This window comes from Natronosalvus amylolyticus (assembly GCF_024298845.1).
GTDB lineage: Archaea > Halobacteriota > Halobacteria > Halobacteriales > Natrialbaceae > Natronosalvus > Natronosalvus amylolyticus.
Genome location: NZ_CP101156.1, coordinates 215,275 through 229,347 on the forward strand (window position 1 = coordinate 215,275; position 14,073 = coordinate 229,347).

Sequence of the window (14,073 nt, forward strand, 5' to 3'; positions counted from 1 at the left end):
CTATCGGTCTGCCCGCGGGTCCAGTACGACGGTCGCAAGATCCTGGACGACGTTTGCGAGGACGGCTGCCGTCGCAAACACCGCCGTCAGGATCATGACGAGTTCGAGTTCGCGCTCGAGCACGGCCTCGTAGGCGAGCAAGCCGATACCAGGTACCGAAAACACCACCTCGAGGACGAAAATTGCCACCAGAATAACGGCCAGCAACTCGGTCACGAACAGCGTGACGAGGGGAACGGCAGCGACCCGAAAGACGTGTCTGGCAACCCGCACCGGCCCGGCCCCCTTCGAGCGAACCAGCGTCACGTACCGTTCGTTCAGTACAGCTCGCGTTTCGTTTCGGCTGTAGCGATAGTGGCCGGCCAGCACGTGTGTCGACAGAACGAACGCGGGTAACGAGAGCCAGAGAGTGTGCTCGAGGAGACCACTCGCTGTGGCGTACGACTCCGGAAACCACGACGGATTCAGATCGCGGAGCGTGTAAAAGATGACCGCTGCGAGGAAGAAATTCGGCAGACTGAACAGGAGATACGTGGCTCCCGAACTCAACCGCTCGACCAACGACCGCGCGGTCTGTGCCGTGTAGTATCCGAGGCCAGCCGCGAGCCCGAAGGCGAACAAGGTCGACGGTACCACGTACGCCAGCGTTACCGGAATCGCTTCGGCGACGGCGGAAGCGTTGGCTGCGCTCGCGGCACCGTTTTCGCCGCCGTTTACCCAGGCAGCTGCGGTCATCGACTCGCCCCACTCGAGGGAGAACACCGAAACGACCCACTCGACGTATTGCTCGGAGAGCGGTGGTGGGTCATCGAATTCGACTTCATCACCCGACATCGCGGCCGCCCATAACATTGGGGCGTCCGTATCGTCCGGCGCAATGACGAACAGGGCGAACAGCCCCGAAACGATGGAAAAGACAACCACGACGGCCCACAGTAGTCGCCACAGGACGTACAGGCCGAAACGGCGAATCGTGGTCACTCGAGACACAGAGCCGGATTTCGAGTGACGAATAATAGTTGTTGGTGCTGTGACGGTACGACAAATCGTTCCTGATACGTTCACACCTGCACGATCACATGAAGCTCCGGTCGACTACATGAAGCCCCGGTCGACTTCGTCGGCGTCGATGAGGTCCTCGAGTTCGGCCTCGAGTAATTCCTCTGCCTCCTCGAACGTATCCGAGAGGCCCTCGAGTTCGTCGGGTCGATCGTACTGGTCGTAGGCCATCGGTCCGAACGCCGGACTCTCGACGGCATCCATCACGTCGTCGAAGAAGTCCTCAGGTCGCGTCGGGGCGTCCGCATGCGTCTGGACCACCGTCTCGAGGCGCTTGGCGAGGGACTGGGCGTGGTCTTCGTCTTCCGGCGGCGACCGAACGGCGAACCGGCTGGGAGTGTTCTCTTCCGGGAGATACGACCCGATTTCGTCGTCGACCTTGCGGGCGACGCGACCGCCGACACCGCGCAGGTCGTATGGATTTTTCGCGTACGTTTTCAGGACGAAGACGCCGGCTCTTGGATGGGCGAGGTACATATCCTCGCCGACCCCACTCGAGCGGTCGCCGGCGACGGCGCGCCAGCCCTTCGGGTCGACGTCGCGTTCGACAACGTCCTCGAGCACGTCCTGCCACTCACGAATCCGCATACTCGAGGGATACGGCCGGGAGGGAAAATACGTATCGGTCGCAGTGGATTACAGAATCAAGGGGAAAGCCCACGACTTTAGTCGTGGGATGAATCCGACGAGTCCTCGGTAAAATCGGAACGATTAGCTTGACTGGGGTCGAATGTTAGCATAACTCGCTCGGGAAAATTGGAGTTGGATTGGGGTCTCCACCAACAAAAAGCAACCCTACCCAAGTGAGGCTCGAACGCGAGTTCGAGTCGGGTTGATGGCACGGCCTGTAGGGTGCCAGCAGGGTAGTCCAAACGGACTGGCGTCACCACACGCCCACCACTCGACGCACCACCTACAAACCGAGACCGACCAACCGAGGTCGGGAAATTGCCTCCGTTGGCGTCGGAACGCCCGACCCCAAGCGCGAGGAAACCCACGACTTCAGTCGTGCGGAGGATGTCAATCGTCGCGAATCTCTCGAAGTTTCTCGCGGCCGGGCGCGATCAGTTCGTCGAGGTAACTCGCGAGCGTCCCTTTCGCGTCTGCGGGATGCAACTCGCCGGACTCGAGGTCCGCCGCCAGCGCCTCGTAGCCGTCGTACTCGAGGTCGCCGCCGTACTTGTCCGGACGCTCGACCAGCACGGTCTCGAAGCGGGGGAACACGTGGTACTCGAACAGTTCGAGGACGGGGTTCTCGAGGTCACCCTCAGGGTCTCGAGTCGGGGGACAGAACGCCGAGTTGACCTTCTCCTCGAGGTCGGCCGTCGAGTCTTCCATCGAAATCGTGACGCCGGTACTCGAGGACATCTTGCCCTCGCCCGTCGTGAGGTCGGCCACGATCGGGGTGTGCAGACACGGTCGGGCGTCGTAGCCCAGTTTCGGGAGCTCTTCGCGCATGAGCATGTGGACTTTTCGCTGGTCCATCCCACCCACGGCGAGGTCGAGGTCGAGGTATTCGATGTCCAGTGCCTGCATCAGCGGGTAGACCACGTGGCTCACTTTTGCCGTCTCATCGCCCTGGAGTTCGGCCATCGCGCGCTGTGCGCGGTTGAGCGTCGTCGACAACTCGAGTTCGTGGACGTCGAGCACGTAGTCCTCCTCGAGTTGGTAACTCGAGCCGTAGACGAACTCCGTCTGGGATTCCTCGAGGCCGTAGGCCAGAAACTGAGCGCGCATCTGTTCAGCCGTCTCGCGAATTTCCTCGAAGGTCCCCTTTCCGTTCAGGTAGGCGTGAACGTCGGCGAGCAGGATGACGACCTCCATACCCGCGTTCTGGAGGTCGATGAGTTTGTTCGCCGTGAGGAGATGCCCGAGATGCAACACGCCCGAGGGCTCGTAGCCGACGTAGACGCGCTTGCCATCCGGGTCGCTGGCTAGCTCGCGCACCTCCTCGTCGGTGACGACCTCGTCGACGTTCCGCGTCAGCAAGTCGTAGGTGTCCATACCAGAGGGTACCGGAGCAGGGATTTATGCGTTTTTGAACGATGTCACCGAGACTGTGGGTGGGTGACACGGCTCGAGAACGGGCTGACTACTTACTACTAATATAAAAGTAATTAAATATTGAGACTATATCACATGCTATTAGACCTGAAGCTATGTGACGATCGCTTCACTCGAGCAGCGATATGTAGATATCCTCAGAACGGCTTTAGAACCGATTCAGCGCGGTCTCGAGCAGTTCCCGCGAGATACCCAGTCGCGGCACCGACGCCGGCACCGACTGCTCCCGGCACGGGACCGCCGACGCCACCGATACTGCCGCCAATCTCGGCTCCTTTCGCAGCCCCTCTCGAGGCGTGTTTCGATCGTGAACAGGGTGGTTGCAAGGAGACCATACCGTACCATGTCGATCTCCCGACTCATATACCCTCGGCTCGTACAGACGATGCTTCCCCACTTCGATCGTCCCTTCGAGTTACCCCCTTTAACCAGCAGGATCCGATCAGGCGCCGGTAACCAACCTGAGGCCGAGGCCGATTACGACCACGACGATCCCCAGGGGAATCGATGCGACCGGCGGTACGGGAACGAACAGGAGCGCGATACCGATCAGTATCACGATCGTCGAGAGACGAGCCATGCCCCGAGCGTCGACGGCCGCCGGTGTAATCGTTGGCCCGGCATTGCCAATCTCGATTCGGTGGAGACGGTTATCTCACGGTCCGGTAACGGTTTTCCGGCGTCAGTCGGCTTTCGTCGTGCCCACGCTCGAGGTGGTGGGCGTCGAGCGCCAGTAACCCTGGACGTACGCGCCGACGAACATGCCGACGATACCCCAGAGGATGGCGTAGTTGCCGATGCCGAGACTGGCGTAGGCGGCACCCGGACAGATGCCCGACAGGCCCCAGCCGACGCCGAAGATGCCGCCGCCGACAACCACGTTCCGGTCCAGTTCCTTGAGCCGTCGTTCGTACGGCTTCCCGGTAAGGGGCGCACTCCCCAGGACTCGAGGCGCGCCGAAAAAGACGATCCCGGTGACGATGGCTGCACCGAACATCACGAACAGGAGACCGAAGTCGGCAAACTGCAAAAACGAGAGGACGACCTCTGGCTGGGCCATGTTACTCACGGCGAGGCCGACGCCGAACAACAGGCCACCGACGAACACCAGCGCCAAGAACAGCGGGTGCTGTTCGTGTTCCTGCCTGACGCCGTCGGTGCTCATGGGGTCACCCCCGCGGCCATGACGAGGTGTGCGGTGACGATAGCGACCAGCAGGAACGAGATGACGCCGATGAAGGAGGTCCCCGAGACCGAGCCGACCCCACAGACGCCGTGTCCGGAGGTACAGCCTTTCCCGAGACGGGTCCCGATACCGACGAGAATCCCGCCGAGGAGTAGTCGCCACCAGGCGACTTCGGTGACCCAGATACCGTCGCCAGTCGCGAGTTGGTACCCAGCGGCACCGGCGACGATACCGACCGTAAAGACGACCCGCCAGTCTCGAGAGGCCCGATACCGGTCGAACCGGGACAGCTTCGAGCCGTAGGAGAGCGTCGACTCGAGGAAGGTACTGGCTCCGGCGGCGATACCCGTGCCGAGATAGATGACGGTCACGCCGAGCCCGACGAGCAATCCGCCAACGGCGTAGTGGGCGATGCCCTCGGGGAACGGTTCGGCCGGAACGACATCGGCGAGCAATGCGAGTGTCTCGAGTGGAAGCATACCCTGAAGTCGGCTCGACTGGCTATTAACCCTTCATCACCGGGGAAACTTGTTCGTATCTGTGACACGCTCGAGAATGGACGACGAATGTTGCTTCTCACTCGGTTGTGATCCCGTCAATCGGCGGCAGTCGACCCCGACAGCGTCTCGAGTTTCCGGGCGGTGTAGCCGAAGACGTTCCGATAGCCATAGGGCGACATCAAGACGGGATAAAAAGGCTCGGAGGCGACCTGTTTTTCGCCGTCTGCGGCCGCGAAGGGGCTGCCAGCTTCCACGCGCTGGAAGTTCTCGACGAACACCTCGTAGGTGTCTGCTGCGGTTTTATCGATGCGGTCGACCAGTTCGAACACCGGAACGTCCCGACGGACGGTATCACCCGGCAAGACGTCGACGGCGGTCAGGAACGCGCGAGTGAGTTGGTGTGCGTTTTCGACGGCTGCGTCACTCCCCTGGAGGCCGCACTCGATCTCGATGGTATCCACCTCGCTAAACAGTCGGCCATCCGCATACGGGCCTGTTTCGACGATGGCGCTGATCGGTAACTGGGGACAGATATCTCTGGCACGCTCGCCGAGGGCTTCGACGATGGCGAACGGCTCAGCGTGACTCTGCGTCGAGTGCATCGAAAAGGTTAGACAGTGCTCGAGTTCGTCTGCCAGTTTCGCTGCCAATTGCCCCTCGTGAGTCGTCGCTTCGGTGTGGCCCGGAAACGCGCGGTTGAGGTCTTCGTCGACGTAACGGACCCCTCGCTCGAGAGCCAACTCGTTCGCGATTACGAGTTTGACCGGCCGTTTGACGGACGGGTCGGTCTCGAGCAGTCGTTCGACGGCCCGGACGCCACAGGGTTCGTCACCGTGGATACCGGCGACGACGGCGATTTCGGGCGTCCCCGACCCGAGCTGTGCAACTCTCATTGTTGACCGTACGTACGTCAGGCTCAAAGGAGATTCGGTATCTTCCGATCGACAGCCAAATCTTCAAGAGTGCCCCGTTCGTCCAGACCACTATGGACGAGTCCGCCGATGCGGGTATCTACGCACGTCACTCGCCGTATCTCGAGCGGTACGTACAGATCGGTGTCGCTGGCGATCGCGTACTGTCTATTTCGTTTCCCGACCAACCCGACGAGAACGCCGTCGAAGGGGACGAGGCGAACGAGCATCCACTGCTGGACCAGCTATTCGAGTACCTGGATGGCGTCAACGAAGTGGGTTTCGATGACGTCCAGATCGCACTCACCGTCCCGACCGATCAGCGGGACATTCTCGAGACGCTTCGCACGATACCCTACGGCGAAAGCGTCGATGTGGAAGCGATCGCTCGAATGACGCCAGACCTGAATCCCGAGGACGACGATGACCTGATCACCGTCCGGACGGCACTCGATAAGAATCCGATTCCGATCGTGCTCCCGGATCATCGGGTTCGAAACGGACCGAGTGCGGCACCGCCAGGTGTCGAACAAAAACTTCGCTCGCTCGAGGGGCTCTGAGCACTCTCTGTATTCTTGTAACGCGGCGTGCAGTGACGACCAGCTGGCATCAGGTTTCGAGCCAGACCGCGAGGATGTAGAGTCCGATGCCGACGAAGACGGCCATCGAGGCTACGGCGTGTAACAGCAACTCTCCCGTGAAGACGGCAATCAACTGCGCGATGCCGCCGACGAGAAGACACAGCCCACCAGCGCTAAGCGGCGAGAGGCGGTCGGTCGCTCGCGTAAACAGCAACACCCCGACGGTGATTGCGACGAACGCGAAGACGATATCTGCGGCGAACCCGGCGAGGGGCTCGTTCGCGATTTCGGCGTAGACGATCAGCGTAAAGTAAAGCAGGATACCGAATACAATCGACCGCTGGACCGACTCCGGAACCGACTCGAGTGAGTGCATACGTGAGCACAGACGCTCGTCTGGCTTAGCTTTCGGTGATTCGCTGCGGGGGACGTCGGCGTTCAGTTGGCGATCCCCACCGTCCACTCGAGGCCGAGCCACTCGTGCACCAGGAACTCGAGGGCGTTGATCAGGTAGTGAGCCACCACGACCACCAGCAGGCTACCCGTTGTGATGAACAGCCACGCGAGGACCAGCCCTAGCAAACCGGTGACGACGATGCCGGTTCGACCCTGTGCGCCGTGACCGAGAGCGAACGCTGCCGAGGAGCCAACGGCGAGTATCCACAGCGGGATATCGAACCCCGCCGACAGTGCCCCGATTAGCGCGGCGCGAAAGAGGAGCTCCTCGAACAGCGCGACGACTGGCAAGACGAGGCCGAGCAACACGGCCCAGCCGGCGGTACTATCGGGTGCCAGCAGCCCTCGAAGCCCTTCGTCGTGTTCGAGACCGAAGTGGGTCGCAATCGTGGCCCCGAGTTCGTTCCCCACGTAGAGAATCAGCCCGGCAAGGACGCCAACCGTGATGCCAGTCAGTAGATACTCACTTTCGAGCGCGACGCCCAGTGTCTCGAGTGGGACGTTTGTGTAGACGATTGCCCCGATGAGCACCCCCGCGAACAATCCCTGGGTGAGCGCAACGTTCGCCAGTAAGGCCATCGTCGAGAGCTCCTCGACCGGCGACGGGCGATGCGGTTGCCGGTCGACCGGTGGTGTTTCGGAGTCAGAGTCCGGTGATGTTTCGGAGGCAGAGCCCGGTGATGTTTCCGGGTCAGATCCAGAGATCGGAAACTCGCTCGAGCCTGGAGCTGTGCTGGAATCGGCCTCCCCGTTTGTCTGCGTTGCTGGCGAACGACCGTCGGGCGGCCCGGCTGTTTCACCCTCCGGCCTCTCACGGTCGCTTGACTCGCATGGCGACGTGGCCGAATTCTCCTCGAGTTCCGACTCTCGGCGGCCGGTCCACACTGTTTCTGCTGCGTTCGGTCGCTGGTCGCCGGTCGGTGGGCTCTCACCCGTGCCGAGCCCCAGCCCCTCGGCGGTCAGCCTGGTTAACACCAACACCACCACGAGGACGATGGCGGTTATCCCGGCGAACGTCACCCACTGGGTCATCGCTCGAAGGTACGAAGGGTCGACAAAAGAGGGTTTGGCTCGAGACAGTGCACGTTCGGGGTTGTGACTGCCTCGAGTACGCACCAAAGAGCAGTGACTACCGAGGCGAGTAAAAGTCGAAGCCGAAACGTCGGCGGAAAATTACTGCGGACTTGGACTCGAACCGGTACCGGTCGCGCCAGGGCCGGATTTGTCGAGTGCGGAGCCGGTGATCGCCTTGAGGCGGTCAACCAGCGAATCCTTCTGCGGTTCGCCCATCAGGGCGACGTCCAGCACTTCGCTGATGTTGTCACAGGGGATGATCTCGATCATATCCTTGTACTCGTCTTCGATCATCACGTCCTGCTCGTTGGTTTTGGGAATGATGACCTTGGTACAGCCGGCTTTCGCAGCAGCCTCGATTTTGTGGGTGACCCCACCGACCGGCAACACGTCGCCGCGAACCGACAGCGAACCGGTCATCGCGACCGACTGGTCGACGGGGATGTCCTCGAGGGCGCTGATGACGGCCGTCGCCACCGTAATGGAGGCCGAGTCGCCGTCGACACCCTGTTGGCCGGCCTGGACGAACTGGATGTGGACGTCCTTCTCGGAGAGGTCGACGTCCGAGAACTTCTTGATAATCGCCGAGACGTTCTGGACGGATTCTTCGGCCATCTCCTTGAGCTGGCCCGTGGCGATGACTTTTCCGCCACCCTGTGTGGGGGCGATTTCGGCCATCACGGGCAGCATGATACCGGAGTCTTCGCCCATCACGGCGAGCCCGTTGACACGACCCTCGACGCCGCCCTCGTTGACCTGCAGTTCGTAGTCTTTGCGGCGTTCGATGTAGTCGTCTGCCAGTTGCTGTTCGATAGAGCGCGAGCGCCCCTTCGCCTGTAAGACGTGTTCACGTGTCGTGAAGTCGGTGTCCTCGGCTCGAGCGATGTCGCCGGCAACGCGAACCAGCCCACCGAGGTTTCGGAAGTGCAGTGTCAGGTGCTCCTTGCGACCAGCCCGGCGTTTTGCCTCGAGGATGACCTCCTCGACGGCATCACGGGTAAAGTGAGGAAGCCGGCCGTCGCGCTCGACTTCCTGGGCGATGAACCGGGCGTACTTCCGGCGCATCTCGGGGGTGTCCTCGATGGTGTCGTCCATGTAGACCTCGTATCCGTAGCCTTTGATACGGCTGCGGAGTGCGGGGTGCATGTTCTCCATCGCGTCGAGGTTCCCGGCAGCGATCATGATGAAATCACAGGGGACGGGTTCGGTCTGGACCATCGCACCCGAGGAGCGCTCGGACTGACCCGTGATGGCGAACTCGCCTTCCTGGATGGCGGTCATCAGCTTCTGCTGGGTTCGCACGTCGAGGGTGTTGATCTCGTCGACGAACAACACGCCCTTATTCGATTTGTGAATCGAACCGGGTTCGACGCGGTCGTGGCTCGGCGTCTCCATCCCACCGGACTGGAACGGGTCGTGGCGGACGTCGCCGAGCAGCGCACCGGCGTGAGCACCGGTCGCGTCCTCGAACGGAGCCGTGCGCTGTTCGCCGTTGTTGACGATCATGTTCGGCACCATCGCGTCGATGCCACGAGAGGTGTACCGGAAGATCAGCCAGATGATACCGGCAGCGAGAATCCCGAGCAGAATCTGCCTGGCGATGATCGCGTAGACGACGATGATCGCGATGATGATCCACATCAGGATCGAACGCATCTGGTTGCGTTTCCTGGCTTCTTCCTTGTGGGCGTCGATGATCTGTTCACCCTTACCAGCCGGAACGGTGCGCACTTTCGGTGCGTTGCCGTCGTCCGGGTTATGGTAGACGAGAACGTCCTGGAGGTCCTCTTTCGGCAGCAACTGACTCATCGCCTTGGCGAGCATCGATTTCCCTGTCCCGGGAGAACCGATCATCATGACGTGACGGCGCTGCTTGGCCGCCTTGATAATGATGTCTCGAGCCTCGTCCTGTCCGATCACCTGATCGACGAGTCGGTCCGGGACTTCGATATCTTCGGTCGAATCGATTTTGAGGCCGCCGAGCAGGTCCTCGTCTTCGATCTCTTCATCGATTTCGACGCCAGGGTCGACCTCGACGGAACTGCCGAGGTCTTCGACGGTCTCGATGTCGTCTTCCGTCGGTGTCTCGTCATCGGACGGGGATCCCTCAGCGAGTTCGTCGCTGTCACCATCGGTTGCGTCCGATTCGCTCGAGCCATCGAGCAGTGAGAGCGACTCTTCGAGTGGATCTGTGGGTTCTTCGTCTGCAACAGAGGTGGTGTCTTCGGCCCCTGCTTCGACGTCGCCAGTGGTGTCCGAACTATCCACAGCCTGTCCCTGGCCATCGCCGGCGGAGCCATCGTCTGTTCGTGACGACTCCTCCTGTGCGGATGGGACGGATTCCTCCTCGGGGGCGCCGTCCGCTGGAGGGTCGTCGACGTTCGTATCGTTACTCATAGAATGCTTTTCAGTATTGCAACGGAAGGGATTGCGACTGATATACTTTCTCCCTTCTACTGAACCGCGGGACCGACACAGGGGCCTTCAAACGGCTGAATTCGCCGCTTTCTCTCGTCAAAACGACCTCGCCACCCTTAAGAGTCCCACCCACGACGTGACAGGTATGACGCGGGGGTTTTACATTGGTCGCTTTCAGCCCTATCATAACGGGCATCACACGATGGTCGAACGGATTGCCGACGACGTCGACGAACTCGTTCTCGGCATCGGCAGCGCTGGCGATTCACACTCGACGCGAAACCCGTTCACTGCCGGCGAGCGTATTATGATGATTACCAAAGCCGTCCAGGAGTTCGATATTACGACGTATGCCGTCCCCATCGAAGACCTCGACCGAAACTCCGTCTGGGTAAGCCACGTCCAGAGTATGAGCCCGGATTTCGACGTCGCCTACTCGAACAACCCCCTGGTTATCCAGCTCTTTCGTGAAGCAAGCGTCGAGGTCAGAGAGTCCCCGATGTTCAAACGAGAAATCCTCGAGGGGACTGCCGTCCGCAAACGGATGATCGAAGACGAAAACTGGCAATCCCGCGTCCCGGACGCCGTCGTCGACGTCATCGACGAAATCGGTGGCATCGAGCGGATACAGATGGTTGCCGACGACGACTCCAACGGTCGATAGCAGCCCTCGAGCGATCGATTACGATTTCCGTCGTGAACTTTTTTGGGAACTGCCGTCTCTTGGTGCGTATGATTACACTCGCCTCTGACTTTGGCTCTCCGTACCCCGCGGCGATGAAAGGCGTCCTGCTCGAGCGAACCGATTCTGCTACGCGGCTGGTCGACCTCACCCACGAACTGCCGCGGGGAGACGTTCGCTCGAGTGCGTTCTGGCTTCGCGAGATCCTCCCGTACGTTCCGCCAGCGATTCATCTCGTCGTCGTCGATCCCGGTGTCGGCACGGATCGACGAGCGATTGTCGTCAATGCGGGCGATCACCGGCTGGTGGGCCCCGACAACGGCGTCTTACTGCCGGTTGCGCGACGTCTGGTGGGCAATGCCGAACAGCATTCGGATATCGAGTCGGCTGACGACCCAGCAGCAGACGTCGAGGCGTACGTCGTCGACGAATCAGCACTCGAGACTCCTGTTCCCACGGGCGGCAAAGCGGAAGCCGCCGGAAGCACTACCTTCCACGGTCGGGACGTATTTGCCCCGATTGCGGCTGCCCTCGAGGAGACGAGTCAGTCGCTCGAGACGCTCCCCTGGCTCAGTCCGCTTTCGGAGCCGATCGACTGTAGGCTCCCAACGGCTGCAACCGACGGCGACACCGCCGACGCGACGGTGCTCGCTGTCGACGATTTCGGCAACGTGATTACGAACGTTCCAGGTCGCTTCCTCGAGGGGGTCGACAGGGTGCTGGTAGATGACGAGCGCGTCCCAGTTGGGGAGACGTTTGCCTCCGTCGAGCGCGGCGAACCGGTCGCGCTCGTGGGGAGTCACGGCTACGTCGAACTCGACGTGAACGATGGGCGTGGCTCGGAGGCGTTCGGCCTGTTTGTCGATGAACACGTCACTCTCGAGCGTCTCGAGAGCCCCTGATAGCCAAGTTTCTCACTGTCTCCCTGATAGCCAGTGTTCTCACTGACAGTCCACGTTATGCCGGTGTTGGTGTGCGTTTCGGGTCGATGACGATCTCGCCGTCGGCACGGACCGTAACGTCACACTGTGCGAAACTGAACGATATCGCCCCGTCGCCGACGCGTGGTTCGTCACCGCGCCAGTGGACGAACAGTTCGTTGAGTGCGTCGGGATTGACACACTCGTGGAGCGCCTCGAGATCTTCCGGCTCTTTTCCGAGGACGGAAGAAACCGCCATCAGCAAGGCGGTGCTTACCGGTTCGTACTCCCCCATGTCACACCAGGTGTGATACGTCCCCCCACAATCGTCGTAGTAGACCGGCCGCTCATCAGGTCCCCCGATCTGTGTCAGTCGGTCAATTGGTGGATTGTGGGACATTACAAACGGAAGTTACGACTTGTTAACACTTAACATTGTTGGCCCACAGAGACCGTCTCGAGCCCTGAAATAGAAAGGAAGGTGATCCGCTTATTCGGCAGCGATAACGTCGTCGATACGGACGATCATGGTGGCGGCTTCGGTGGCACTTTCGACGGCTTCGCGTTTCACGTCGGCGGGGTCGACGACGCCGTATTCGACCGGGTCGTCGATGGTAACGGTTTCACCGTCGGTAATAAGGCCGGCGCGCCCCTCGGCTTCGTGGGCTGCGCGCAGGTCGACCAGCGAGTCGATTGGGTCCTGGCCGGTGTTGCCGGCGAGCGTCCGTGGGATGATGTCCATGGCGTCGGCGAACGCCGTCACGGCGAGCTGTTTGCGGCCTTCGATACCGGCAGCAGCCGAGCGGACGTGGTCGGCGATAGCGATTTCGGTTGCGCCAGCACCGGGCACGACCTCACCGCTCTCGAGGGCGGTCGAGGCGACGTCGAGAGCGTCACCGATGGCGCGCTCGAGTTCGTCGGCGACGTGGTCGGTTCCGCCACGAACGAAGACGGTGACGGCTTCGGCGGCAGCACCGCCTTCGACGAACGCGAGTTCGTCGTCGCCGTAGGCTTCACTGCGGACGCGGTCGGCGTGACCGAACGCTTCTTCCGTGAGGTCTTCGAGCGCACCGACACGTCGGGCACCGGTGGCATTGGCGACTTTGCGGGCTTTCTTGTTGCTGATGTCGTCGAAGGTCAGGATTCCTTCGCTGGCGAGCAGCGAGGCGACGCGGTCGTCGACGCTGTCGGTGGTAAAGAGCACGTCGACGCCGCTGTCGATGACGTCCTGGGCGTACTGGCGGAGTTCGGCCTCTTCGTGGTCGAGGGCGGCGGTGAGCTGGTCCATGGAGTCGATGGAGTACTCCGCGTCGACCTCGCCGGTGCGGACGCCGAGTTCGACGTCGAGAATACCGATTGAGGCGTCTTCGATGACGGTTGGCATCTCGTCGTGGGCCGGCTCTTCGTCGATGATGATCCCGGAGACCAGTTCGGTCGCACTCGAGGAAGCGCCGACCTGGGTGTGGACCTCGATGTTGTCTCGGGCGACGCCCTCGTCGCTGTCGACGTGGCGGACGGCTTCGACGACAGTCTCTGCCAGGGCTTCGGGTGTGAGTCCACCGGTGCCCTTGCCAGTCATACTGGATTCGGCGACCTGGACGAGCAGTTCGTCGTCGACTTCGACGTTGAGTACCTGTTCGTCGATGGCTTCGAGGGCGATGCGAGCAGCCTCGTGGTAGCCTTCGACGATCGTCGTCGCGTGGACGTCCTGTTCGATGAGATCCTCGGCTTCGGCGAGCAACGTTCCGGAGAGAACCGAGGCCGTCGTCGTCCCGTCACCGACCTCGTCCTCCTGGGACTCGGCGACTTCGACGATCATCTGGGCAGCCGGGTGCTCGATGTCCATCTCGTTGAGGATGGTCGCGCCGTCGTTCGTGATGACGACGTTCCCGCTCGAGTCGACGAGCATTTTGTCCATCCCTCGCGGCCCAAGTGTCGTCCGTACGGCTTCGGAGACCGCTTTGCCGGCCATGATGTTGGACGACTGGGCATCCCGCCCCTGGGTTCGCTTGCTATCCTCGCTCAGAATGAACATAGGCTGTCCGCCCATGCGTCGCTGTTGTGCCATATATGATTCCTCATTACTTGTATCGTCAGCACTTCTATAAAACTGTTTCGGTGCCACCTCGCTCCCCTCTGGCGATTCGTATGTGAACGGTAGGCACACGGACGAGTCGCCACTGAACGGGTGGGACGCTCTCTGGAAATAACCCACTCGCCGG

At 61.2% G+C, this 14,073-nt stretch carries 16 protein-coding genes; 3 read left to right on the forward strand and 13 right to left on the reverse strand.

Annotated elements, in window-relative coordinates; translation table 11 throughout:
* The 8 genes from NLK60_RS01065 to NLK60_RS01100 all read right to left on the reverse strand — a co-directional run bounded on the left by NLK60_RS01065 (position 1) and on the right by NLK60_RS01100 (position 5,702).
* A complete protein-coding gene (locus NLK60_RS01065; RefSeq protein WP_254809056.1) occupies positions 1-990 on the reverse strand; it encodes an ABC transporter permease in 990 nt (329 codons plus the stop codon).
* Positions 991-1,095: 105 nt separating this feature from the next.
* Entirely contained in the window at positions 1,096-1,647 is a 552-nt protein-coding gene (locus tag NLK60_RS01070; RefSeq protein ID WP_254809057.1) for a hypothetical protein, read from the reverse strand.
* A gap of 432 nt (positions 1,648-2,079) precedes the next feature.
* Positions 2,080-3,063: a tyrosine--tRNA ligase gene (locus NLK60_RS01075; RefSeq protein ID WP_254809058.1), complete on the reverse strand. Its 984-nt coding sequence runs from the start codon at positions 3,061-3,063 to the stop codon at positions 2,080-2,082.
* Positions 3,064-3,260: 197 nt separating this feature from the next.
* Positions 3,261-3,458, reverse strand: a complete 198-nt coding sequence (locus NLK60_RS01080; RefSeq protein ID WP_254809059.1) for a hypothetical protein — start codon at positions 3,456-3,458, stop codon at positions 3,261-3,263.
* A 107-nt stretch (positions 3,459-3,565) separates the two neighbouring features.
* Positions 3,566-3,703, reverse strand: coding sequence for a transporter (locus tag NLK60_RS01085; RefSeq protein WP_254809060.1), 138 nt, complete (start codon positions 3,701-3,703; stop codon positions 3,566-3,568).
* Positions 3,704-3,805: 102 nt separating this feature from the next.
* Positions 3,806-4,288, reverse strand: coding sequence for a DUF6691 family protein (locus NLK60_RS01090; RefSeq protein ID WP_254809061.1), 483 nt, complete (start codon positions 4,286-4,288; stop codon positions 3,806-3,808).
* Positions 4,285-4,788: a YeeE/YedE family protein gene (locus NLK60_RS01095; protein WP_254809062.1), complete on the reverse strand. Its 504-nt coding sequence runs from the start codon at positions 4,786-4,788 to the stop codon at positions 4,285-4,287. Before NLK60_RS01095 ends, NLK60_RS01090 begins: the two co-directional genes overlap by 4 nt.
* Before the next feature lie 116 nt (positions 4,789-4,904).
* Entirely contained in the window at positions 4,905-5,702 is a 798-nt protein-coding gene (locus tag NLK60_RS01100; protein ID WP_254809063.1) for a M14 family metallopeptidase, read from the reverse strand.
* Between the two features lie 92 nt (positions 5,703-5,794).
* On the opposite strand from NLK60_RS01100, the gene NLK60_RS01105 reads away from it, so the two are divergent.
* Positions 5,795-6,280: an MGMT family protein gene (locus tag NLK60_RS01105; protein WP_254809064.1), complete on the forward strand. Its 486-nt coding sequence runs from the start codon at positions 5,795-5,797 to the stop codon at positions 6,278-6,280.
* Positions 6,281-6,329: 49 nt separating this feature from the next.
* On the opposite strand, the gene NLK60_RS01110 is transcribed toward NLK60_RS01105, so the two are convergent.
* From NLK60_RS01110 to lonB, 3 genes are all read right to left on the reverse strand, one after another.
* Complete coding sequence (locus NLK60_RS01110) at positions 6,330-6,677, reverse strand: hypothetical protein (RefSeq protein WP_254809065.1); 348 nt, start codon at positions 6,675-6,677, stop codon at positions 6,330-6,332.
* A gap of 62 nt (positions 6,678-6,739) precedes the next feature.
* Positions 6,740-7,789 carry a CPBP family intramembrane glutamic endopeptidase gene (locus NLK60_RS01115; RefSeq protein WP_254809066.1) on the reverse strand — a complete coding sequence of 350 codons (1,050 nt, stop codon included), beginning with the start codon at positions 7,787-7,789 and terminating at the stop codon, positions 6,740-6,742.
* A gap of 141 nt (positions 7,790-7,930) precedes the next feature.
* Positions 7,931-10,228, reverse strand: coding sequence for an ATP-dependent protease LonB (gene lonB, locus NLK60_RS01120; RefSeq protein WP_254809067.1), 2,298 nt, complete (start codon positions 10,226-10,228; stop codon positions 7,931-7,933).
* A 166-nt stretch (positions 10,229-10,394) separates the two neighbouring features.
* Between lonB and NLK60_RS01125 the strand changes: the two genes are divergently transcribed.
* Together NLK60_RS01125 and NLK60_RS01130 are read left to right on the forward strand one after the other, a co-directional pair.
* Positions 10,395-10,913, forward strand: a complete 519-nt coding sequence (locus NLK60_RS01125) for a nicotinamide-nucleotide adenylyltransferase (protein WP_254809068.1) — start codon at positions 10,395-10,397, stop codon at positions 10,911-10,913.
* A 68-nt stretch (positions 10,914-10,981) separates the two neighbouring features.
* Positions 10,982-11,833 (forward strand): SAM hydrolase/SAM-dependent halogenase family protein, encoded by an 852-nt coding sequence (locus tag NLK60_RS01130; RefSeq protein WP_254809069.1) that lies wholly within the window; start codon positions 10,982-10,984, stop codon positions 11,831-11,833.
* 55 nt (positions 11,834-11,888) lie between these two features.
* Here NLK60_RS01130 and NLK60_RS01135 read toward each other — a convergent pair whose 3' ends face one another.
* Positions 11,889-12,251 carry a HalOD1 output domain-containing protein gene (locus NLK60_RS01135; protein ID WP_254809070.1) on the reverse strand — a complete coding sequence of 121 codons (363 nt, stop codon included), beginning with the start codon at positions 12,249-12,251 and terminating at the stop codon, positions 11,889-11,891.
* Positions 12,252-12,341: 90 nt separating this feature from the next.
* Positions 12,342-13,886: a thermosome subunit alpha gene (gene thsA / locus NLK60_RS01140; RefSeq protein WP_254810518.1), complete on the reverse strand. Its 1,545-nt coding sequence runs from the start codon at positions 13,884-13,886 to the stop codon at positions 12,342-12,344.
* Positions 13,887-14,073 lie beyond the last annotated feature (187 nt).